The 20,849-nt window shown below is 74.7% G+C and carries 23 protein-coding genes; 6 read left to right on the forward strand and 17 right to left on the reverse strand.

Annotated elements, in window-relative coordinates; translation table 11 throughout:
- Both LFA75_RS11785 and LFA75_RS11790 read right to left on the reverse strand, forming a co-directional pair.
- Window positions 1-738 (reverse strand): hypothetical protein (locus LFA75_RS11785; RefSeq protein ID WP_404820939.1); only part of this gene is annotated, 738 nt, incomplete at its 3' end.
- Window positions 739-860: 122 nt separating this feature from the next.
- Window positions 861-1,868, reverse strand: a complete 1,008-nt coding sequence (locus LFA75_RS11790) for an ABC transporter substrate-binding protein (RefSeq protein ID WP_225233827.1) — start codon at window positions 1,866-1,868, stop codon at window positions 861-863.
- A gap of 111 nt (window positions 1,869-1,979) precedes the next feature.
- Here LFA75_RS11790 and LFA75_RS11795 point away from each other — a divergent pair, with 111 nt between their 5' ends.
- Entirely contained in the window at window positions 1,980-2,747 is a 768-nt protein-coding gene (locus LFA75_RS11795; RefSeq protein ID WP_225233828.1) for an AraC family transcriptional regulator, read from the forward strand.
- On the opposite strand, the gene LFA75_RS11800 is transcribed toward LFA75_RS11795, so the two are convergent.
- The 6 genes from LFA75_RS11800 to LFA75_RS11825 all read right to left on the reverse strand — a co-directional run bounded on the left by LFA75_RS11800 (window position 2,744) and on the right by LFA75_RS11825 (window position 9,212).
- A complete protein-coding gene (locus LFA75_RS11800; RefSeq protein ID WP_225233829.1) occupies window positions 2,744-3,916 on the reverse strand; it encodes an MFS transporter in 1,173 nt (390 codons plus the stop codon). The two genes, LFA75_RS11795 and LFA75_RS11800, sit on opposite strands and share 4 nt — an antisense overlap.
- Window positions 3,917-4,018: 102 nt before the next feature.
- Entirely contained in the window at window positions 4,019-4,927 is a 909-nt protein-coding gene (locus LFA75_RS11805; protein WP_225233830.1) for a DUF559 domain-containing protein, read from the reverse strand.
- A gap of 147 nt (window positions 4,928-5,074) precedes the next feature.
- Window positions 5,075-6,358, reverse strand: a complete 1,284-nt coding sequence (locus LFA75_RS11810; protein ID WP_225233831.1) for an SAM-dependent methyltransferase — start codon at window positions 6,356-6,358, stop codon at window positions 5,075-5,077.
- The gene (locus LFA75_RS11815) at window positions 6,355-7,167 is read right to left on the reverse strand and encodes a DUF1365 domain-containing protein (protein WP_225233832.1); all 813 of its coding nucleotides are present in this window, start codon (window positions 7,165-7,167) and stop codon (window positions 6,355-6,357) included. Before LFA75_RS11815 ends, LFA75_RS11810 begins: the two co-directional genes overlap by 4 nt.
- Window positions 7,164-8,474 (reverse strand): NAD(P)/FAD-dependent oxidoreductase, encoded by a 1,311-nt coding sequence (locus LFA75_RS11820; protein WP_225233833.1) that lies wholly within the window; start codon window positions 8,472-8,474, stop codon window positions 7,164-7,166. The genes LFA75_RS11815 and LFA75_RS11820 overlap by 4 nt, the downstream gene beginning before the upstream one ends.
- A gap of 48 nt (window positions 8,475-8,522) precedes the next feature.
- A complete protein-coding gene (locus tag LFA75_RS11825; RefSeq protein WP_225233834.1) occupies window positions 8,523-9,212 on the reverse strand; it encodes an alpha/beta hydrolase in 690 nt (229 codons plus the stop codon).
- A gap of 105 nt (window positions 9,213-9,317) precedes the next feature.
- Here LFA75_RS11825 and LFA75_RS11830 point away from each other — a divergent pair, with 105 nt between their 5' ends.
- A complete protein-coding gene (locus tag LFA75_RS11830; RefSeq protein ID WP_225233835.1) occupies window positions 9,318-11,093 on the forward strand; it encodes a putative bifunctional diguanylate cyclase/phosphodiesterase in 1,776 nt (591 codons plus the stop codon).
- Here LFA75_RS11830 and LFA75_RS11835 read toward each other — a convergent pair.
- The gene (locus tag LFA75_RS11835) at window positions 11,083-12,090 is read right to left on the reverse strand and encodes an NADP-dependent oxidoreductase (protein WP_225233836.1); all 1,008 of its coding nucleotides are present in this window, start codon (window positions 12,088-12,090) and stop codon (window positions 11,083-11,085) included. The genes LFA75_RS11830 and LFA75_RS11835 overlap by 11 nt on opposite strands.
- Window positions 12,091-12,163: 73 nt before the next feature.
- Between LFA75_RS11835 and msrA the strand changes: the two genes are divergently transcribed.
- The 4 genes from msrA to LFA75_RS11855 all read left to right on the forward strand — a co-directional run bounded on the left by msrA (window position 12,164) and on the right by LFA75_RS11855 (window position 14,942).
- A complete protein-coding gene (gene msrA / locus LFA75_RS11840) occupies window positions 12,164-12,820 on the forward strand; it encodes a peptide-methionine (S)-S-oxide reductase MsrA (RefSeq protein ID WP_225233837.1) in 657 nt (218 codons plus the stop codon).
- 125 nt (window positions 12,821-12,945) lie between these two features.
- Entirely contained in the window at window positions 12,946-14,070 is a 1,125-nt protein-coding gene (locus tag LFA75_RS11845) for a class I SAM-dependent methyltransferase (RefSeq protein ID WP_225233838.1), read from the forward strand.
- A complete protein-coding gene (locus LFA75_RS11850; protein ID WP_225233839.1) occupies window positions 14,067-14,360 on the forward strand; it encodes a hypothetical protein in 294 nt (97 codons plus the stop codon). The genes LFA75_RS11845 and LFA75_RS11850 overlap by 4 nt, the downstream gene beginning before the upstream one ends.
- 240 nt (window positions 14,361-14,600) lie before the next feature.
- On the forward strand, window positions 14,601-14,942 hold the full coding sequence (locus LFA75_RS11855) for a DM13 domain-containing protein (RefSeq protein ID WP_225233840.1): 342 nt from the start codon (window positions 14,601-14,603) through the stop codon (window positions 14,940-14,942).
- On the opposite strand, the gene LFA75_RS11860 is transcribed toward LFA75_RS11855, so the two are convergent.
- From LFA75_RS11860 to uraD, 8 genes are all read right to left on the reverse strand, one after another.
- Complete coding sequence (locus LFA75_RS11860; protein WP_225233841.1) at window positions 14,931-15,428, reverse strand: phosphoribosyltransferase; 498 nt, start codon at window positions 15,426-15,428, stop codon at window positions 14,931-14,933. The two genes, LFA75_RS11855 and LFA75_RS11860, sit on opposite strands and share 12 nt — an antisense overlap.
- A 13-nt stretch (window positions 15,429-15,441) precedes the next feature.
- Window positions 15,442-16,365 carry a pseudouridine-5'-phosphate glycosidase gene (locus LFA75_RS11865; RefSeq protein WP_225233842.1) on the reverse strand — a complete coding sequence of 308 codons (924 nt, stop codon included), beginning with the start codon at window positions 16,363-16,365 and terminating at the stop codon, window positions 15,442-15,444.
- Window positions 16,362-17,240: a PfkB family carbohydrate kinase gene (locus tag LFA75_RS11870; protein WP_225233843.1), complete on the reverse strand. Its 879-nt coding sequence runs from the start codon at window positions 17,238-17,240 to the stop codon at window positions 16,362-16,364. Before LFA75_RS11870 ends, LFA75_RS11865 begins: the two co-directional genes overlap by 4 nt.
- 31 nt (window positions 17,241-17,271) lie before the next feature.
- Window positions 17,272-18,318, reverse strand: coding sequence for a LacI family DNA-binding transcriptional regulator (locus tag LFA75_RS11875; protein ID WP_225233844.1), 1,047 nt, complete (start codon window positions 18,316-18,318; stop codon window positions 17,272-17,274).
- A gap of 267 nt (window positions 18,319-18,585) precedes the next feature.
- Window positions 18,586-19,476, reverse strand: a complete 891-nt coding sequence (gene pucL, locus LFA75_RS11880; RefSeq protein WP_225233845.1) for a factor-independent urate hydroxylase — start codon at window positions 19,474-19,476, stop codon at window positions 18,586-18,588.
- Window positions 19,477-19,528: 52 nt separating this feature from the next.
- Complete coding sequence (locus tag LFA75_RS11885; RefSeq protein WP_225233846.1) at window positions 19,529-19,990, reverse strand: nuclear transport factor 2 family protein; 462 nt, start codon at window positions 19,988-19,990, stop codon at window positions 19,529-19,531.
- Window positions 19,991-19,998: 8 nt separating this feature from the next.
- Window positions 19,999-20,316, reverse strand: coding sequence for a hydroxyisourate hydrolase (gene uraH / locus LFA75_RS11890; protein ID WP_225233847.1), 318 nt, complete (start codon window positions 20,314-20,316; stop codon window positions 19,999-20,001).
- A complete protein-coding gene (gene uraD / locus LFA75_RS11895) occupies window positions 20,313-20,807 on the reverse strand; it encodes a 2-oxo-4-hydroxy-4-carboxy-5-ureidoimidazoline decarboxylase (protein WP_225233848.1) in 495 nt (164 codons plus the stop codon). The genes uraH and uraD overlap by 4 nt, the downstream gene beginning before the upstream one ends.
- Between the last annotated feature and the right edge of the window lie 42 nt (window positions 20,808-20,849).

Below are 20,849 nucleotides of genomic sequence, written 5' to 3' on the forward strand. Positions count from 1 at the left end.
GGGGGAGTCCGCGGGCGCGGCCGGGGTGGCCGGGACGGCGGTGGTGGTGGGGGTGGTGGTCGTGGTCGAGGTGCCGGCGGCCCAGGGTGCGGTGGCCGAGCCGGCGGTGGTCATCGCGACCACCAGGCCGGCGCCGGCGCCGGCGAGCAGGGCGGTGGGGTCCACGACCGGGGCGAGCGCCGCGGTGGCCGGCGCGAGCGTGTCGACCACCGGAGCCAGGGCGTCGACGACGGGGGACAGGGCCTCGGTGACCGGGCTCAGGGCGCCGGTGACGGGGGTGAGTGCCCTGGTCAGCGGGGTGACGGCATCAAGGACGGGCTGCACGGCGGCCACCACCGGCGCCGCTGCGCGAACCACGGGCGCGACGGCCTGCGCCACCGGCGTGACAGCCTGGGCCACCGGCGCCACGACAGGTGCGACGACCTGCGTGACGACCGGTGCGACGGGGGCTACGACGGCCTGGGCCACCGGGGCGACGGTCTGCGCCACCGGGGCGACGACCTGCGCGACCGGGGTGGTCACCGGGGCCACGACCTGCGAGACCGGGGCGGCGACCTGGCCGACCAGGTCGGCGACCGGGGTGGTGATGCCCGACAGCAGAGTGCCGGCGGCGGGCTCCTCGGCCGAGGCGGAGGCGGCGGCCTGACCGGCCAGCCACAGGCCGACGCCGAGGCCGGCGACGGTGAGGACCCGGCCGGCGGTGCGGGACAGGTGGGCAGGGCGACGGAATCCGGACATCCTGCTCACCTCCACGCACGGTCATCGGGCGACTACGAATAGTCAACCGGACGGCAGCGTTCCGTGGAGGCCGAGCAGGGTCCCTCGATCGGTGGAGATGATGACCGGACGGTCACGTTCCGTCAGGACGGGATGGTGGACGGATCCCCGGCGACGGCGGTGGACAGCGCCGGCACGAGCTCGTCGAGCAGGTAGGGGAGCGACAGCGGGCTGGTGAAGTAGATCGCCCCGGCCAGCGTGCCGTCGGTGAAGACCAGGTTGCCGCCCTGGACCGCCCGCAGCGACCGGTACACCCCCAGCGACTCCAGCGCCGTCCGGTCCGCCGGCGACTCGGTGCCCCAGATCAGCACGTCGGCCTCGTCCAGCACCGAGGCCTGCTCCAGCGGGACGTAGGCCTGGCCCTCGGTGGCGAACTGGTAGAGCACCGCCGGGACCGTGAAGCCGAGGTCGGTGAGGAACGCCGTCGACAGGCCCTCCTGGTAGGCGATCAGGTCGCCCTCGTAGACCGCGTTCTGCAGGAAGACCGCCGGGGTGCCGGCGAACTCGGGGTGCGCGGCCGCCTCGTCGGCGAACCGGTCCTTGATCCCGTCGACCAGCTCCTGGGCCTCCTCGGCCTTGCCCAGCGCGGTGCCGATGGCGATCGTCTGCACGTCCCACGGCTCGAAGTACGCCTCCTCGGAGTGCGCGACGACCGGGGCGATGGCCGACAGGGTGTCGTAGTCGTCCTGCTCAAGCCCAGCGTTGGTCGCCACGATGAGGTCGGGGTCCAGCGCGGCGATGGCCTCGAACTGCAGGCCGTCGTCGGTGGTGAGCACGGTGGGCTCGGCGTCCCCGAGCGCGTCCTGCGCCCAGGGCCAGGTGGCGTACGGCTGCTCGCCGTACCACTCGGTCACCCCGACCGGGACGACGCCGAGGGCGAGCAGGGTGTCCTGCTCGGTGTAGCCGACGCTCACCACGCGGGTCGGCTCGGACTCCACGGTGGTGCTGCCGAACGCGTGCTCCACGGTGACCGGGAAGCCGTCGCCGCCCGCGGGGGCGTCCGCGCCGCCGTCCTCGGTCGACGATCCGCAGCCGGCGAGCAGCAGCCCGGCGAGGGCGACGGCGGCGAGGCGGGTGGTGGGCAGGCGCACGGGGAGCTCCAGGGGACGATGACGGAACGGCCCGCTGAGGTTAGGCTGCCCTATCATCGTAGGACAGTCCGCCAGCGCCCGGACGACGACGCCCAGCGCTCAGGAGGCCCGGTGACCGCCCTCGACGACGTCGTGACCGACGACCACCCCGGGTCGGCCGAGCGGGACGCCTGGACGTGCGCGTTCGACACCGAGGAGGGCGGCGCCTGGGGGCTGCACCGGCACGACCAGCACCAGCTGGTGTGGACGGCGGCCGGGTCGGCGCGGGCCGTGGCCGGGGGCCGCTCGTGGGTGCTGCCGCCGTCCCGCGCCCTGTTCGTGCCCGGCGGGGTGCCGCACGACGTCGTCCTCCGGCCGCCGGCCGCGCTGCACTGCCTCTACGTCTGGCCGCACGCCTGCCCGCTGCCCTGGACCCGACCGACCGTGGTCGCGGTGTCCGGGCTGCTCCGCGAGCTGCTGCTCGCGCTGGGCCAGACCGGCGGCGAGGGCCCGGTCGCCGCGCCGACCCTGGCGCTCGTGCTGCACGAGGTCGCCGGCGCCGCGGTCGCCGACGACGGGGTGGTGCTGCCCGAGGACCCCCGCGCGGCCGCCGTCGCCACCCGGCTGCTGGCCGACCCCGCCGACGATACCCCGCTCGCCGACTGGGCGGCCCGGCTGCGGGCGGGGGAGAGCACGCTGCGCCGGGCGTTCGTGACCGGCACCGGGCTGACCTGGACCGAGTGGCGCAGCCGTGCCCGGCTGCAGGCGGCGCTGGCGCTGCTCGAGCGGGGCCTGCCGGTCACGTCGGTCGCCGCGCGGGTCGGGTACGCCTCGGTGCACGGCTTCGGCACCGCGTTCCGCCGGCGCTACGGCACCAGCCCCGGCGCCTGGCGCAGCTAGCCGCGGACCGGTGTGGGGTGCCGGCGGGTCAGCAGCGCCGCGGCCGCCGACAGCACGACCACCAGGACGGCGAGCGCGATCGCCGCGGTCGTCAGCGAGGTCGCGGTGGCGATCTCGCCGACCCCGACCACCGGCACGGTGATGCCGAGGTAGGCGACGACGAAGAAGCTCGACGTCACCGCGGCCCGCTCGTCTGCCGAGGCCAGGCCGCCCACCCGCGAGACGGCGGACTGGAAGGAGAAGCCCACCCCAGCGCCGCCGACCACCGCGGAGAGCAGGAACAGCGGCAACGACCCGACGGCGAGCGCCACCACGACGAGGGCGGTGCCGGTCGGCAGCAGCGCGGCGCCGACGAGCGCGGCCCGGTCGGGGTCCCAGCGCTGCACCAGCAGCTGGCAGGCCACCGCCGCGGCGAACATGACCGCCACCGAGAACCCGACCAGCTGCGGGCCCGGGTCGCCGAGCTCCTGACCCAGGAACGAGGACGTGAGCGAGGTGAACAGCCCCAGGACGGCGAAGGCCGCGAACCCGCCCACCGCCGCCGCGGCGAACCGGGCCCGGGTCGCGCGCGGGACCGACAGCCGCTGCGGCCGCATCGCGCCGGCCAGGCTCTCGGTGCGCGGGCGGGTCTCGGGCACCAGCCCGATCGCCAGCACCGGCAGCAACAGGACCAGGAACGCGAGGTAGGGGCCGACCGTCGGGCCGGGCAGGTGCTGGGCGACCAGGCCGGAGACGACCGGGCCCAGGCCGAGGCCGCCCATGTTGGCCACGGTCGCCAGGGTGGTCGCCGTCCGGCGGTCGGGGTGCAGCTCGGCGATGGCCGCGGTCGCCGTCCCGGTGGTCAGGCCGACCGACAGCCCGGACAGCACGCGCGCGAACAGCAGGCCCGGCAGCGTCGGGGCGAGCAGGAAGACCAGCGTGGACAGCACCGCGATGCCGACCGCCAGCACCAGCACCGGGCGCCGGCCCAGCCGGTCGGACACCCCGCCGCCCAGCAGCAGCGCGGTCAGCGTGCCCACCGCGTAGGCGGCGAAGACGATCGTCACCTGCAGCTCGGACAGGTCCAGCGAGCGCACGTAGAACGGGTACAGCGGCGCCGGCACCGTCCCGCCCAGCATCACGACGGTGAAGATCCACACGACCAGCCCGACCGCACCCCGTGTCCGCACGCCGCAGACGGTAGGCCGGTGGCCTGCGCCTCCCGCACCCGTCTAGCTCGGCACGGATCATGGGCACTCCCGACGCGGAATGCGCAGGGACCACGCCGAGCCTCAGCGTCGGCGGGCGTGGAAGGCGCTGGCCATCTCTGCGCGGCAGGTGTCGGGCTGTGCGTGGGCGCGGCGGTGGCTGATGCGGAGCACCGCCCAGCCCTCGGCCAGGGCCGCGGCGTCCCGGCGCAGGTCGCGCTCGCGCTGGTCGGGTGCCCGGTGGTACGCGGCCCCGTCCAGCTCGAAGCCCAGCTTCACCTCCTCCAGGGCCCCGTCGAGGTGGATCGTCCCGATCGACGTCGCCACCGGGTGCTGGCGGGAGACGGTCGGCAGACCGGGGAGGTCGAACAGGTGGGTCAGGCCCCAGATCTCGAACTCGCTGTGCGATCCGCTGCCCACCAGCTCGAGCAGGTCCGCGAGCGCTCGTCGTCCCGGCAGCACCGGGTGGCGGGCGAGCTCACGGCGCACGCCGGCCACCGACACCTCGCGACGGCGGCCCCCGCCGATGACCGCCTCCCGGGCCACCCGGACCGCCTCCGGTGAGCCCGACCGTCCGTGCGCCTCGCCCCAGGCGTCGACCAGTGCCCGGCGGGCGGTCACGAGCGGGAGCCCGTCGACCACCGACCACTCCGGCACGGTCGTCCGGTGGACGCGCAGCCACGGCGGCACCGGCGGGACGTGCCGGCGTCGGCCCACCGCCACGTGGGTGCGTGCGCCGGGGTGGCCCAGGAGGTCCCACAGCGTGAGCGCGGTCCGCCCGGTCAGCTGCCCGCCGCTCCACAGCACGGCGGCCGCAGCCCGGCCGCGCCACGTGTCGGCTGCACCGGGCAGTGCGAGCACGCCGGGAAGGGGGCGGACCAGCCGACCGGCACCGACCCAGCGGCTGATGCTGCCCGGGTCGGCGGCGCACAGCACCTGGGCGGTGGGCCGGACCCCGGTGGGACCGAGGAGGACGTGCAGGTCGGTGGTCACGGGTCCGACCGTGCAGCGAACACCCCCTCCGCAGGGCGCTCGCGGACGATCTGTGGACAGCCCACATCCCTGTGCACATCAGCTCGGCACGGATCCTGCGCACTCCGGCCGCGGGATGCGCAGGATCCGTGCCGAGCTACCAGGCGGTCAGCGGGGGAAGGGGTCCCTCGCCAGGCCCAGCTGGCTGACGCCGAGGTAGCCGCTGCGGAAGCCGGCCTCGCAGTAGGCGAGGTAGAACTCCCACATCCGGCGGAAGGTGCCGTCGAAGGCGCCCTCCAGCGAGGGCCACTCCGCGATGAAGCGCTCGCGCCACATCTGCAGGGTGACCGCGTAGTGCGGGCCCAGGTCCCGGCGCTCGACGACCGAGAGCGTCGTGTGCGCGGCCAGGTTGTCCTCGATCGACCGGATCGACGGGATGATCCCGCCGGGGAAGACGTACTTGTGGATCCAGGTGTAGCTGCGCCGGGTGGCCATCATCCGGTCGTGCGGCATGGTGATCGACTGCAGGCCGACCCGGCCGCCGGGGGCCAGCAAGGTGTCCAGCGCGGAGAAGTAGGTGGCCCAGAACTCCTCGCCGACCGCCTCGATCATCTCCACCGAGACGACGGCGTCGTACTGGCCGCGGGCGTCGCGGTAGTCGCACAGCTGGACGTCGACCAGGTGCGCCACCCCGGCGTCCTCGGCGCGCACCCGGGCCAGGGCCTGCTGCTCCGACGACAGCGTCAGCGTGGTCACCCGGGCGCCGCGCTGGGCGGCGCGGATCGCCAGCGCGCCCCAGCCGGAGCCGATCTCCAGCACGCTCATGCCCTCGCCCACCCGGGCCAGGTCGAGCACGCCGTCGATCTTGCGCAGCTGGGCGTCGACCAGGGAGTCGCCGGGCTCGAACCAGGCCGAGGAGTAGCTCATCGTCTCGTCGAGGAAGGTCTCGAAGAGCTGGTTGGACAGGTCGTAGTGCCGGCTGATGTTGTGCCGGCTGTTCTCCTTGGTGTTCACCTCGCCCATCGGCTGGGTGCGCTCGACCAGGTGCCGCATGCGCTGCAGCGCCGGGTGGATCAGCGAGGACATCCGGGCGGCGAACGGGCTGAGCAGGTCGGCGAGGTCGGTGCCAGGCCCCGTCGTCCAGTCGCCGGTCATGTAGGCCTCGCCGAAGCCGATCTTGGCGTCGGCGCCCAGGCGGTGGAAGACGTTGGCCGGGCGGACCAGCCGCATCACCGGGGCGTGCCGGTCACCGGAGCCCAGCACGGTGCCGTCGGGGAAGACCACCCGCACCGGCAGCGTCGACACCGCGTGCCGGAACAGCCGCTCGGCCACGGCCGCGCGCACCGGGGACCGCGGCGGGGTCGCCAGGCCGGGCCAGTGCGCCTCGTCCGGGCGGGGCACGGGGAACCGTGCGTCCTCGGTCCGGCTCTCGTTGTGGTGCACCGTGGTCATGACCTGTCCTCGATCGCTTCAAGGGAATGCTTCCGCGGGGTGTTCGTACCCACCCCCGGTACCGGATCGTGCGTCGGCCTGGGGACCACCGGCAACTTGCGCGCCCAGAGCCGGATCCCCTGCCACCTGATCAGGGCGGCCACCCACAGGCTCATGAACGGCCAGCGCAGGATCGTACGGACGACGGCCCCCGTGGTCGCCCGCCGCGCCGTGCCGCGCAGGGTGGCCACGAACGGCGTCCGCCCGCCCACCTGCAGCGCCATCGTCACGTGCAGCTGGTCGCCCGGACCGGAGAAGCGCATGAGGTACCGGCCGTCCACGGTGTTGAACGGCGAGACGTAGAAGTCCTTCTCCGCCTCCGACCGCCCGGCTTCGTCGGGGTGCAGCAGGTAGGCGTGCCGCTCCCCGTAGGTGTTGTGCACCTCGGCCACGATGCAGGCCAGCGATCCGTCGGCCCGGTAGCACCAGTGCGTCGACAGCGGGTTGAACACGTGCGGCCCGCTGCGCGCGTTGGCCATCATCACCACCCGGACGACGCCGTCCACGCCGTGCAGGCCGGCGAACCGGACCACGTTGGCCTTGATGGAGTCGGCAGGCTCGCCGAGGTGGTCGGCGGCGTCGAACCGGGCCGCCCAGCGCAGCCCGCGCGGCAGCACCGGCAGGTCGTCCAGGTCGACGGCCCACAGGTAGCCGCCGTACTCGAAGGAGTTCTCCAGCGGGTGCGAGCGGCGGTGCCCGACCCGGACGTCGTAGAGCGCCGGCAGCGTGGTCGGGCTCCAGTCGACGGTCGCGGGTCGGACGGCGGTCACCAGCCGCTGCCGAGGGACTCCGCGGCCCGCACGCCCGAGGCGCAGCCGTCCTCGTGGAAGCCCCACCCGTGGTAGGCCCCGGCGAACGCCGTCCGTCCGCTGTTGAGCTCGGGCAGCCGGCGCTGGGCGGCGACCGAGGTCGGGGTGTACTCCGGGTGGTCGTAGACCATCCGGCGCAGCACGGTGCCCGGGTCCACCCGGTCGACGGCGTTGAGCGACACCAGGTAGTCCACCGGCTCGTCGATCGCGTGCAGCTTGTTCATCCAGTACGTCACCTGGACGGCGGAGGTGTCGGTCGCGCAGCCGGGCATCCGGTAGTTCCACGACGCCTTGGCCGCCGCGGCCGCCGGCATGATCGAGGTGTCGGTGTGCAGCAGGGTCTCGTTGCGCGAGTAGGAGAAGGCCCCGAGGACGGCGCGCTCGTCGTCGGTCGGGTCGCCGAGCAGGGCCAGCGCCTGGTCGGGGTGGGTGGCCACCACGACGACGTCGGCCTCGTGCCGCTCGCCGTCGACGTCGACCAGCTCGACGCCGTCCACGTGCCGGGTCAGCGTCCGGATCCCGGTCGCGGTCTGCACCGCCGTCAGGCCCTTGGCCGCCTTCTCCACGTAGGCCCGCGAGCCGCCGGTCACCGTCCGCCACTGCGGGGAGCCGGAGACCGAGAGCATCCCGTGGTTGGCCAGGAACCGGAACAGGTACAGGGCGGGGTACTGCAGCGAGGTGCCGGTCCCCGAGGACCACACGCAGGACACGACCGGGACCATGAAGTGCCGGACGAAGTAGTCGGAGTAGCCACCCAGGGCCAGGAAGGCGCCGAGGGTCAGCCCGTCGAACTCACCGGTGCCGCCGGACCCGCGCTCGTGGTCGGCGCCGGCGAGCTCCAGCAGCCGGTGCGCCGACCGGTGGAACTTCTTCACCTCGACGAGCATCCGCAGGTAGGCCGGGTTGGCCAGCTGCTTGCGCTGGGCGAAGACGCCGGGCAGGCCGCGGGCCCCGGCGTACTCGAGCCCGCAGCCCTCGCAGACGATCGACATGCTCATCTCGGTCGGCTGGGTGGCCACCCCGAGCTCGGCGAAGAGCTTCAGCAGGTTCGGGTAGGTGCGCTCGTTGTGCACGATGAACCCGGTGTCGATCGGGATGACCCGGTCGTCGGGGGTCTCGACGTCGTGGGTGTGCGCGTGCCCGCCCAACCGCCCGTCGGTCTCGAACAGCGTCACGTCGTGCGTGCGCTGCAGGAGGTGCGCGGCGGTGAGCCCGGAGACCCCGGATCCCACGACGGCGGCGGTCGGTCGGTTGCGCACGGCGGACATCTTCTTCTCCTCGGCAGTCGGGGTGCCGTGCGGTACCCCACCGACGAGTCAGAGCGGGACCGCGAGACCCTCCGGGCTCGGCAGCTGCAGAGCGTTCGCCACGTCGGCCCGCATCGGTTCGAGACCGGTGCCGGCCAGGACGACGTCGCGGGCGAACCCGTGCCAGCGGTGGGCGCCGCGCAGCATGCTGTGCCCGCCGGGGGTGGTGAACCGGGCGACCCGCGCACCGGCCCGGCGGGCCCGGACGGCGAAGTCCGCGGACAGCTTGGCGGGCACCCAGCGGTCGCCCGAGCCGTGCAGGATCACCACGGTCTGGTCGCGCAGCTGCATCACCGGCTCGCCGGGCGGAGTCCACGGGGCCAGCGCGCAGACGGCGGTCACCTGCGGGTCGCCGCCGGCCTTCAGCGCGGCCCGGCCGCCCATCGAGTGCCCGACCAGCACGATCGGGACGTCCTTGCCGAGGTCGGCGCGCAACGCCTCGATCGACCAGTGCACGTCCTGGTAGGCGTCGGCGGCCTCGCCGTTCCAGCCCGCCACCCGGTAGCGGACAAGCGCGGTCTCGACCCCGCGGCCGCCCAGGTCGTCGCGCACGAAGCGCTCGAAGGCCCGCATCCGGACCAGGGACAGCGCCCGGTCCTTGGGCGGGGCCTGGCTGGCGGCCGTCCCGCCGTGGCAGAACAGGGCCACCCCCCGGGTCTCGCCGTCGACGGGGTGGCGTTCCAGCTGCGGGTCGGTCACGGGCACCGTTCGATGGTCGGCCGGAACCGGTTCGCCCGCACCCCCGAAGGGTGATCACCGGCCTCCTGGGCTGTGTGATCCGCACCGCTGTGCCGAGAAGGGGGCATGACCTCGTGGCTCGGTGGCTGGCGTGCGGGCACGTCCCTGGCCGCGGCCGAGTGGGAGCTGCGGCACCGCTGGATCGTCCGCGCCGCCCTCACCCAGGCGGTGGCCCTGGCCCTGCTGACCGGTGCGCTGGGGCACGGCCGCGGACCGGCGTCCTCGGTGCTGCTGCTCGCCGGGCTGCCGGCGGTGCTCGCCACCCGGGCCGGCTGGCCCGCCCGGCTGCGCACCGTGCTGGCCACGCTGAGCCTGACCGTGGGCGCCGCGACCCTCGTGCCGATCACCGGCCAGGGCGAGGCGTTCAGCTGGATGCTGCTGGCCATCGCGGTCAGCGCGCTGTACCAGGACTGGGTCATCGTCCCCACCGCGGTGGTGGTCGCCGTCGCCGAGTTCGGCGTGGTCGTCTACCACCCGGGCCGCACCGACCCCTACGACCTGCTGCCGGTGGTCGCCACCCTCCTGGTCTGCCTGGTGCACCACCGCACCTGGCAGCTCGCCGAGGACCGGGCCCGCACCGACCCGCTCACCGTGCTGGGCAACCGCCGCCGGCTGGAGGAGGCCACCGCCCGCCTGCTCCGCCACGACGGCCCGCTCAGCGTGCTGTTCCTGGACCTCGACGGCTTCAAGGCGGTCAACGACGGGCGCGGCCACCTGTTCGGCGACCAGCTCCTCGTCGAGGTCGCCGACCGGTTGCGGACCGGCGTGCGCGCCGACGACCTGGTGGTCCGGCTCGGCGGCGACGAGTTCGCCGTCCTGGTTCCGGGGGTGGCCACGCACGCCTCGGACGTCGCCCGCCGGCTGCAGGCGGCCATGCGGGTGCCGGTGCAGCTCACCGGTCGTCCGGTCACCGTCACCGCCAGCATCGGCGTGGCCACCACGGGCACGGCCGGACGGCGGGACGCCGAGGAGCTGCTGCGCAACGCCGACCTGGCGATGTACCAGGCCAAGGCGACCGGGCGGAACCGCGTGGTCAGCTTCGTGCCGGGCATGGCCGAGGCGGTCACCGACCGCGCCGCCCTCGCCGAGGACCTGACGGCCGCGATGGCCGCCGGCGACCAGCTCGCCGTGCACTACCAGCCCGTGGTCACCCTGCCCGGCGGGCAGGCGGGCGGGTACGAGGCGCTGCTCCGCTGGCGGCACCCCCCCCGGGGACCCATCCCGCCGCTGCAGTTCATCCCGATCGCCGAGCAGACCGGTGCCATCACGGCGCTGGGCACCTGGGTGCTCCGGCAGGCCACCCGCGACGCGGTGACCGGGCTGGGCGGGGAGTGCGGTCCGAGCAAGGTCGCGGTCAACGTCTCGGCCGTGCAGCTGGCCGACCAGGACTTCGTCGGCACGGTCCGGGCCGCGCTGGCCGACAGCGGTCTGCCGGCCGAGCGGCTGGTGCTCGAGGTGACCGAGAGCGTGCTGGCCGACGACCTGGTGGCCGTCTGCGCCCGGCTGCAGCAGCTGCGCGACCTCGGGGTGCGCATCGCCATCGACGACTTCGGGACCGGCTACTCGAGCCTGTCCTACCTGCGCCAGCTGCCCGCCGACATCGTCAAGGTCGACCGCAGCTTCATCACCGACCTGGCCCGCGGCGGCGCGGCGACCACGCTGGTGGCCTCCATCGTCGAGCTGGCCCGGAGCCTGTCGCTGGACGTGGTGGCCGAGGGCGTGGAGACCGAGCTGCAGCGCGACACCCTCGCCGCGCTGGGCTGCACCTACGCGCAGGGCTACCTGTTCGGCCGGCCGGAGCCGGTCGCACCGGCCCCGGCGCAGCTGCCGCTCACAACCTGACGAGCATCTTCCCGGTGTTCCCGCCGCGCAGGAGGTCCAGGAACGCCGGGACGGCGGCGTCCAGCCCCTCGCGGACGGTCTCCCGGGCGGTCAGCTCGCCCGAGCGCAGCCAGCCGGTCACCGCCTCGGTGAACTGCGGGCGCAGGTCGGCGTGGTCGCCGACGATGAACCCGCGCAGGCTCAGCCGCTTGCCCACCACCAGGAACATGTTGCGCGGTCCGGCCGGCGGCTCGACGGCGTTGTAGCCGGAGATCGCGCCGCACAGCGCAGCCCGCCCGTGCTCCCGGAAGGCGCCGATCGCGGCCTCGAGGTGGTCACCGCCGACGTTGTCGAAGAAGACGTCGATGCCCCCGGGGGCCGCGGCGGCGAGCAGGTCGGCGACCGGTCCGTCGTGGTAGTCGAAGGCGGCGGTGAACCCGAGGTCCTCGGTCAGCCAGCGGACCTTCTCCGGCGTCCCGGCGCTGCCCACGACGCTGCCGGCCCCCGACAGCCGGGCGAACTGGCCGACCAGGCTGCCCACGGCGCCCGCGGCACCGGAGACGAAGACGTCGTCGCCGGGCTCGAAGGCGGCCAGCCGGTGCAGCCCGGCCCAGGCGGTGAGCCCGGGCATGCCCAGCACGCCCAGGTGCCAGGTCACCGGGACGTCGTCGGCGTCGGGGCGGACCGAGACCTCGGTGTCGGCGAGCACGGCGACGTCCCGCCAGGCCGCGTTGCTCACCACGAGCGCACCCTCGGGCACCCGGGACGAGCGGGAGGCCACGACCCGGCCGACCGCGCCGCCCTGCATCGTCTCGCCGAGCTCCCAGGCGGGGGCGTAGGACGGGCCGGCGTTCATCCGGCCGCGCATGTACGGGTCCACCGACATGGCCAGGTTCTGCACCACGACCTGGCCCTCGGTCGGGTCCGGGCGCTGCAGCTCGACGGTGGCGAAGTCGGTGGGCACGGGCTCGCCGTGGGGGCGGGCGACCAGCTGGACCTCGCGCGTGGTGATCGGCATACCCCTTCCAGTGCGGGCGCGGGGTGGTCTGTTCCCGGTCGGCGGGGTTGCGGGCCGGTCCTACATTCGGGCCATGTCGTTCTTCTCCCGTGCCAAGACGCGCTCGGTCACCGCGGAGGACGCCCTGCCGGGCCGGTCCCGGGTGCTGCCGCACATCCCCGAGCTGCACGCGGTCAACGGCAACCGCATCCAGCCGCCGTTCCCGGAGGGGATGCAGACCGCGGTCTTCGGCGCTGGCTGCTTCTGGGGCGTGGAGAAGGTGTTCTGGCAGCACGCGGGCGTGTACTCGACCGCCGCGGGCTACGCCGGGGGCTTCACCCCGAACCCGACGTACGAGGAGGTCTGCTCGGCGCGCACCGGGCACACCGAGGTCGTGCTGGTGGTCTTCGACCCCGCCGTCGTCTCCTACGACGTGCTGCTCAAGGAGTTCTGGGAGGAGCACGACCCCACCCAGGGCATGCGCCAGGGCAACGACGTCGGCACCCAGTACCGCTCGGCGATCTACGTCACCTCGCCCGAGCAGCAGGCCGCCGCCGAGGCCTCGCGCGACCAGTACCAGGCCCGGTTGAAGGCCGCGGGCTACGGCGCGATCACCACCGAGATCCTGCCGCTGGGCGACTTCTACTACGCCGAGGACCACCACCAGCAGTACCTCTACAAGGTCCCCCACGGCTACTGCCCGGTCAACGGCACCGGCGTCAGCTGCCCGGTTGGCCTCACCGGCGTCTGAGACACCTCCACCCCCCAGCGTCGATCAGGGGGGTGCCCCGAAGTCCGTCCTCCTGCGCCAGATCTGGTGCAGGAGGACGGACTTCCGTGCAGGGGGACGACGACCGGTGGGGCAGAGTGGGCCGAGTGCCTGACGCCTTCCTCGACCAGCTGACCCGGTACCCCGACGTCGAGGCGCCCGACCTGGTCGCGGTGGACGCCACCGACCGGCTGCTGCTCGACGAGGCCGCGGCCGGCATCGCCGCGCACCCCGAAGGCGTGCTGACCGTCGACGACACGCACGGTGCGCTGACCCTCGGCGCGATCGCGCTGCACGGCGCCACCGGCGTCCGGGTGCACACCGACCAGCGGGTCGCCGAGCTGGCCCTGGCCGCCAACGCCGAGCGCACCGGGGTGACCGGCTTCCAGGTGCTGCCGGTGCTGGACGCCGCTGGCGCCCGGGTCGTGCTGGTGCAGGCGCCCAAGTCCCTGGACGCGCTGCGCGAGATCGCCGAGACCGTCGCCGCCGGCGCGGACCCCTCCGTCACGCTGTACGTCGGCGGCCGGGTCAAGCACATGACGCACGCGATGAACGGCGTGCTGGCCGACTCCTTCGACGCCGTTCACGCCACCCTCGCCCGGCAGAAGTCGCGGGTGCTGGTGGCCACCGGACCGCGACCGGGCGCCTCGTCCTTCCCACGGGTCGCCGAGCACGCCGACCTGGGACTCACCGTCGCCGCGCACGGCGCCGCGTTCGCCGGGACCAAGGTCGACATCGGCACCCGGGCGCTGCTGCGCGCGCTGCCCGAGCAGGGCTCGGGCACCGCGGTCGACCTGGGCTGCGGCACCGGGGTGCTGGCCGTCGCGCTGGCCCGGGCCGGGTTCGACGTGCTGGCGTCGGACGCCTCCGCGGCCGCGGTGGCCTCCGCGCGGGCCACCGCCGCCGCCAACGGGGTGGCCGACCGGGTGACCGTGGTGCGCGACGACGCGCTGGCCGGGGTGGCGCCGGGCAGCGTCGACCTGGTCGCCTGCAACCCGCCCTTCCACCAGGGGACGACGGTGCACGCCGGGATCGCCGAGCGGTTGTTCGAGGCGGCGGCGCGGGTGCTCCGACCCGGTGGCCAGCTGCTGTGCGTCTACAACTCCCACCTGCCGCACCGGGACGCGCTGCGGCGCATCGTCGGCCCCACCCGCCAGGTCTCGCGAGACCCGAAGTTCACCGTCACCGCTTCCACCAAGCCCGGCGGGGGCGGCATCCGGCGGGGGTCGTGAGCGCCGCCGCGGACCGCCGGCGGTCCGCCGACCTGCTCGAGGAGCTCGCCGCCCGGACGACGCCGGGCCGGTGGACCCCCCGCGGCCTGCTCGCCCCCCGCCCGGAGGTCGTCGCGCAGCTCCCGGACGGCGGCACCCAGCACGTCGCCGAGGCCCGGGCCGGCACCGCCGGCTGGATCAGCACGCTCTCCCCGGCGCTGGCCGGGCCGATCGCCGCCTGGCTGCGCCGGGCCGGGGACGACGACGCCGAGGCCGCCGCGGTGGCCCGGCTGCTGCTCGGGGAGCCGTAGACGCCGGGGGCCGACCAGGTCCAGGCTGTGCCGGCATGAGCAGACGGACGGTGCTGGCGCTGCTGGGTGGGCTGGTCGTCGTGGGGGTGGTGGCCGCGCTGCTGGTCTTCGAGCCGTGGCGGTTGTGGACCAGCAGCACCGTGGACGAGGCGCTGCCCGTGGTGGTCGAGCCGGTGCTCCAGCCCGACCTCGCGCCGACGCCGGGCCGGGCGTCGGCGGCCCGCCCCGCCCGCCGAGCCGGTGGAGCTGGCCGCGGGTGCCTTCGAGGACGGCGAGCACGCCACGACCGGCACCGCCCGGATCATCGAGCTGGCCGACGGCAGCCGGTTCCTGCGGCTGGAGGACTTCGCCACCTCCGACGGTCCCGACGTCGTCGTGTGGCTCACCGACCGGCCCAGCGGCGGGGAGTGGGGGAGCTACGACGACGGCCGGTTCGTCGAGCTCGGCGACCTGACGGCCACCAACGGCAACCAGAACTACCCGATCCCCGCCGACGTCGACCTGGCCGGGCTCACCTCGGTGGTGGTCTGGTGCGACCGCTTCGACGTCGCCTTCGGCACCGCCCCGGTCTCAGTGGGCTAGGCCGCCCCGCCGGTTGACCACGGGGGGCTGCACCGACCAGGGGAAGTCGATCCAGGCGTCGGTGCGCCTCCAGACGTAGTCGCACTTCACCACCGAGCGGGGCTTCTCGTAGACCACCGCGGACCGGACCTCGGCGACGTAGCCGGTGCAGAAGTCGCGCACCAGCTCCAGCGTCTTGCCGGTGTCGGCGACGTCGTCGGCGATGAGCACGTTCGCGCCGGTCAGGTCCACCCGGTCCAGGTTCGGCGGCAGCATCACCGGCAGCTCGAGCCGCTCGTCGACGCCGGTGTAGAACTCCACGTTCATCACGAAGAGGTTCTTCACGTCCAGCGCGTAGCCCAGCGCCCCGCCCAGGAACAGTCCGCCGCGCGCGATGGCCAGGATCAGGTCGGGCTCGAAGCCGTCGTCGGCGACCTGCTGGGCCAGGTCGCGGCCCGCCGTCCCGAACATCTCGTAGGTGAGCGTCTCCCGCTCCGGTGCCGTCACACCGGACATGCTGTCACCGCAGGGCGGACAGCGCGGTGGCGACCTCCGCGGCGACGGCGGCGTTGTTCTCGGCCAGGGCCAGGTTCGCCGGAATGGACTCGCCGTCGGTCTCGGCCTCGATCCGGGCCAGGATGAACGGGGTGACCTTGGGGCCGGTCACGCCGGCCTCGGCGGCCGCGGCCAGCGCGCGCAGCATCTTGGCCTCGATCTCCTCGGCCGGGATCTCCGCGGCCTCGGGGATCGGCACGCCGAGCAGCACGCCGGTGTCCTCGCGCAGCCGGGCGCGCAGCACGCCGGCCACGGTGGCGGCGTCCTCGACGCGGTGCGGCACGGGCAGGCCGACCGAGCGGGAGTAGAAGGCCGGGAACCAGTCGTGCCGCCAGCCCAGCACGGGGACGCCGATGGCCTCGAGGTGCTCCAGCGTGCGGGGGAGGTCCAGGAACGCCTTGGCGCCGGCGCACACGGTGACCACCGGGTGGCTGGCCAGGGCGTCCAGGTCGGCGGAGATGTCGCCGGTGGTGTCGACCCCACGGTGCACCCCGCCGATGCCGCCGGTGGCGAAGACCTCGATGCCGGCGGCGTGCGCCAGCGCGACCGAGGCCGACACCGTGGTCATGCCCTCGGCCCAGCGCTGGGCGATGGCCACCGGGACGTCGCGCTCGGCGACCTTGGAGCTGCCGGTGAGCACCCGGTCGACGTCGTCGGCGGTCAGCCCGACCCGCGGACGACCGTCGAGGAGGGCGGTCACGGCCGGCACGGCACCGCCGGCGCGGACGGCGGCCTCGCACCGGTCGAAGGCCTCCCGGTTGCCGGGGGCGGGCAGCCCGAGGTTGGAGAAGATCGTGGACTCCATGGCGACGACCGGGCGGCCCTCGGCCAGGGCGGTGGCGACCTCGTCGGCGACGACGAGCCCGATGCGTGCGGCGGTGGAGGTCATGCGGGTGCTCCCGAGGGTTCGACGGTGGGGTCCGGGGTGAGGTTCGCGCCCGGCTGCTGCAGGACGCGGGCGGCCAGCGCGTGGCCGGCCCGGCAGGCCGCGACCGGGTCGCGGTCGAGGGCGAAGGCGGGGAGGAAGCCGGCCGCGAAGGCGTCGCCGGCCCCGGTGGTGTCGCGGACGCCGGCCACCGGGTCGACCGGCACCCGGACGACGGCGCCGTCCGGGCCGGTGACCGTGGTGGGCGCCGCGCCGGCCTTGACCACCGTCGTCGCGACGCCGGGCACCGGGCCGAGCGCGGCCGACTCCTCGGTGTTGGCGATCAGCACGTCGGGGACCAACCGGATGATCGCGGCGCGCAGCGCATCGGCGCCGAACCGGGTCACCAGGTCGACGGACGAGACGTCGATGCTGGTCAGCGCACCGGTGTCCCGGGCGGCGAGGAACAGCGTGCGCACCGCGGTGGCCGGGCCCGGGGTGGCCAGGGCGTAGGCGGGGGCGTGCACGACGGACGCACCGGCCACCCAGGACGGCGGCGGGTCGGCCAGCTCGGCGGCCGCGCCGCGGTCGGGGACCATCGTGCGCTCGCCGGAGGGGTCGACCAGGACGACGATGCTGCCGGTGCGGCCCGCCCGCTGGACCCGGACCTCGACCCCGGCCCGTTCCAGGTCGGTGGTGAGCGCGGCGCCCAGCGCGTCGGTGCCGACCCGGCCGACGAACCGGCTGGCCGCCCCGGTGGCCGCGGCGAAGACGGCGACGTTGGCCGCGCTGCCGCCGCGGGTGCGCACGACCCGGCCGGGGTTGTCGGTGCCGGTGCGGAGGGGTCCGTCGGTCCAGACGACGACGTCCTCGACGACGTCGCCGATGCAGACCAGCACGGTTCCTCCTGGGACGGTTAAGCGCTTAACGTCACCGTATCAGGTCGGTCGCCGGTCCGGTGCTGCCGCGGACCACCAGGTGCGCCGGCAGCACGACCGGCTCCCCGGGGGGAGCTGCCGGGTCCTCGATGACCTGGGCGAGCAGCACGGCGCCGCGGTGGCCGAGCTCGCGGGCGGGCAGCGCGACCGTGGTCAGCGGGGGCGCTGACACCTCCGCGAAGGGGATGTCGTCGAACCCGGCCACCGACAGCTGCCCCGGCACCGCGACCCCGGCCCCGTGCAGCCCGGCCAGCACGCCGAGGGCTTGCACGTCGGTGGCGGCCACGACCGCGGTGGCGCCGGACCGCCGCCAGCCCTCCGCCCGCTGCGCCGCGTGGTCCCGGGCGGCGGCCAGGTCGATGTCGCACCGGTCGTCGGTGACCACCGCGCCGGGGACCAGCCGGGCGAACTCGTCGGCGAAGGCGGCCCGGCGCTCGGCGAAGGTGGACCAGGGCCGGTTGCTGTCCAGGTGCACCACGTGCCGGTGGCCCAGGTCGGCGAGGTGCCGGGCCAGCTCGCGGGCGCCGACCGCGACGTCGAGGGACACCTGGTGGCCGCCGGCGGCGGGGTCGTCCAGGTGCACCACCGGCAGGTCGGGCCGCCCGGCCGGGAGGGTGCCCGGGTAGTTGATGAGCACGCCGTCCACCGTGGCCGCGCCGACCGGCTCGACGTCGGGTTCGTCGAGGCCCGCGGCCAGCAGCAGGAGCAGGTGCCCGGTGCCGTCGGTGGCCTCGGCGATGCCGGTGGCCGCACCCGCGGCGACCTGGGCGGTGAACGGGTTGGTCATGTCGTGGGCGAGCAGGGCGACCTGCCGGCGGCGGCCGGTGGCCAGGGCGCGCGCGGAGGCGTCGGTGACGTAGCCCAGGGCGGCGATCGCGTCGAGGACCCGCAGGCGGGTGGCGGGGGAGACCCGGCCCTCGGCCTTGCCGTTGACCACGAAGGACACGGTGGCCACGGAGACGCCGGCCCGGGCGGCCACGTCCACGGCGCGGGGACGCCGGACGGGTCCGGGTCGGCCGATCCCCCCTGCGTCCCGCACGGGTGAACCGTAACCGTGCGCACCGCCCCCCGAGCACCGCGTGCGCCCCAGCGTCCCCGGGCGTGGATCAGCTGGGTTCACCGGTGGCCGTCCTGGCTCACCGGCGCCGGTGAGCCAGGACGGCTCCAGCTGAACCCAGCTGATCGAAGCCGTGGGGGCCCAGCGTCGATCAGGGGGGTGCGCCGAACTCCGTCCTCCTGCGCCAGATCTGGCGCAGGAGGACGGACGATGCGGCACCCCCCTGATCAACGCTGCGGGGGAGGGCGGTCAGACGAAGCCGGGGGTGCCTTCCCAGGCGACCTCGGCGGCGGGGACGTCGTCGCGCAGGACGGTGCCCTCGATCAGGCCGTACGGGCGGTCGTCGGCGTGGTAGACGACGTCCGGGTTGTCCAGGCCGAACGCGGACAGGTCCTGCAGGAAGTGGTGCTTGTTGGGCATCGACATCCGCACCTCGGCGACGTCGGGGTGCCGCTCCAGCACCGCGGTGGCCATCGCGTACTGGCTCTGCTGCAGGGCCAGGGAGTGCAGGGAGGCGAACGTCTCCAGCATCGTCGTCCGGACGCTGTCGTAGACCGCGGCGAAGTCCAGGTCGGTGCGGGTGTAGCGCCAGCGGGCGGTCACCGCGGTGGCCAGGATCCGCTCCCGGGTCTCGGGCAGCGTCGTGTACGCGTCCCGTGGGAAGCCCCAGAACTCCGAGCCGGTGGTCTTCAGCACGACCAGGTCCGACAGCCCGGCGACGACGTGCAGGTCGTCGCCGTCGGCGGTGACGACGGCGGTGCGCACCTCGCCCCCGGCCCGGCGGAACGCGTGGTCGTGCGGCTGCCCGCCGACGGCGATCCGGTCCCAGCCGAAGGACTCGATGCCGATCCGCGCGCCGGTGATCCAGTCGTAGCTGCCGGCGAAGTGCCGGGCCAGCCGCAGCCCGAACTCCTCGGGCGTGCTGATCCCGTCGCGGGCGAAGGCGAAGACGGTGTTCTTCTGCGAGTCGGTGGCCAGGATGTGGCTGTTGTCGCCGTCGGTGAACGCCCCGGCGAAATCCCCGCGCAGCGCCGAGCTGACGTTGAGGTCCACGAGGGTGTGCCGGGGGGTGGAGCGGTCGACCGCGACCACCCGCACCTCGGCCTTCCCGTACTGGTTGGGTCCGAGCACGATCGCCATGGGCGCACCTTCTCCGATCGGTGTGTCAGCGGTGTTGCACGTGGAACGTCGGTCAGCGCAGCGGGATGTCCCGGCCCCGATCGGCCTCGGGGCGGGGTCCGGTGATGCGGCGGTCGGCCTCGGCGATGGCGGCATCGTTGATGCTCGCCTCGCGACGGCGCATGAGGCCCTGCTCGTCGAACTCCCACAGCTCGTTGCCGTAGCTGCGCCACCACTGGCCGTCCGCGTCGTGCCACTCGTACTGGAAGCGCACGGCGATCCGGTCGTCGGTGAACGACCACAGGCTCTTGCGGAGCGCGTAGTCCAGCTCCCGGGCCCACTTGTCGGTGAGGAACGCGACCACCTCGGCCCGGCCGGTCAGGAACCGGTCGCGGTTCCGCCAGACGGTGTCCTCGCTGTACGCCAGGCTCACCCGCTCGGGGTCTCGGCTGTTCCAGGCGTCCTCGGCGGCCTGCACCTTGGCCGCGGCGCTCGCGGCGTCGAAGGGCGGGAAGGGCGGACGGGGTTCGGCCATGGTGGTCCTCAGCTCCCTCGGTAGGTGCTGAACGCGAAGGGCGACAGCAGCAGGGGCACGTGGTGGTGCGCCGTCCCGTCGACGACGGAGAACTCCAGGGTCACCGACGGGTAGAAGGTCTCCCGGCCCTGCTCGGCGAACCAGGCGCCGGTGCCGAAGACCACCCGGTGGGTGCCGGTGCCGGTGTCCCGGTCGGCCAGCCGGAACCGGCCGTCGGCGTCGGTGACGCCCTCGGCGAGCAGCTCGTCCCCGACCAGCAGCTGCACCACCATCCCGGCCGCGGGCCGACCCAGCACCGCGTCCAGCACGTGCGTCGAGACGCTCACGAGACGAGCCCCCGGACCCGCAGCTCGGTGATCTGGGCGAGCTGCTCGAGCACCTCGGGCCGCTCCTGCTCCGGCGGGTGCGCCAGCCGGCGGCGCAGCTCGGCGAGCATCTCCTCCGGCGTCCGGCCCGCGGCCCGGATGAGGAAGACGTGGTCGAAGCGGTCCTCGTAGTCCCGGTTGCCCTGCAGCAACGCGTCCCGGACGTCGTCGGCGGCCGAGGACATCGAGGACTGCTCGCGCCGGGACGATGCGGCCTCCGCCGAGTCCCCGGACACCCGGTCGCCGATCCGCGGGTGCGCGGCCAACGCCTGGGCCACCTCGTCCCACGGGAGTGCCCGGGACACCTCGCCCGCCCGCGCCACCAGGGCGTCCACCGACGGGTAGGGCCGGCCGGCGGCGACGGTGGGGGCGAAGGACCGGGCGGCGTTGCACGCGCGCAACGCCTCGGTCACCTCGTCGAGGCTCGCTGCGGAGAAGCTGGACAGGTCCACGGCTGCGAGGATGCCAGCACCAGAACCCCGATCGAAGGAGTG

Origin of the sequence: Klenkia terrae, from assembly GCF_900491935.1 — a bacterium.
Classification (GTDB): domain Bacteria; phylum Actinomycetota; class Actinomycetes; order Mycobacteriales; family Geodermatophilaceae; genus Klenkia; species Klenkia terrae.

What these genes read in the sequence shown, in the direction of transcription:
- LFA75_RS11835 (WP_225233836.1), bottom strand. Translation starts at nt 12,090, where the DNA reads ATGCCGATCACCACGCGCGAGGTCCAGCTGGTCGCCCGCCCCCACGGC.
- LFA75_RS11820 (WP_225233833.1), bottom strand. Translation starts at nt 8,474, where the DNA reads ATGTCCGCCGTGCGCAACCGACCGACCGCCGCCGTCGTGGGATCCGGG.
- msrA (WP_225233837.1), top strand. Translation starts at nt 12,164, where the DNA reads ATGTCGTTCTTCTCCCGTGCCAAGACGCGCTCGGTCACCGCGGAGGAC.
- LFA75_RS11865 (WP_225233842.1), bottom strand. Translation starts at nt 16,365, where the DNA reads ATGACCTCCACCGCCGCACGCATCGGGCTCGTCGTCGCCGACGAGGTC.
- LFA75_RS11810 (WP_225233831.1), bottom strand. Translation starts at nt 6,358, where the DNA reads ATGACCACGGTGCACCACAACGAGAGCCGGACCGAGGACGCACGGTTC.
- LFA75_RS11830 (WP_225233835.1), top strand. Translation starts at nt 9,318, where the DNA reads ATGACCTCGTGGCTCGGTGGCTGGCGTGCGGGCACGTCCCTGGCCGCG.
- LFA75_RS11885 (WP_225233846.1), bottom strand. Translation starts at nt 19,990, where the DNA reads ATGGCCGAACCCCGTCCGCCCTTCCCGCCCTTCGACGCCGCGAGCGCC.
- pucL (WP_225233845.1), bottom strand. Translation starts at nt 19,476, where the DNA reads ATGGCGATCGTGCTCGGACCCAACCAGTACGGGAAGGCCGAGGTGCGG.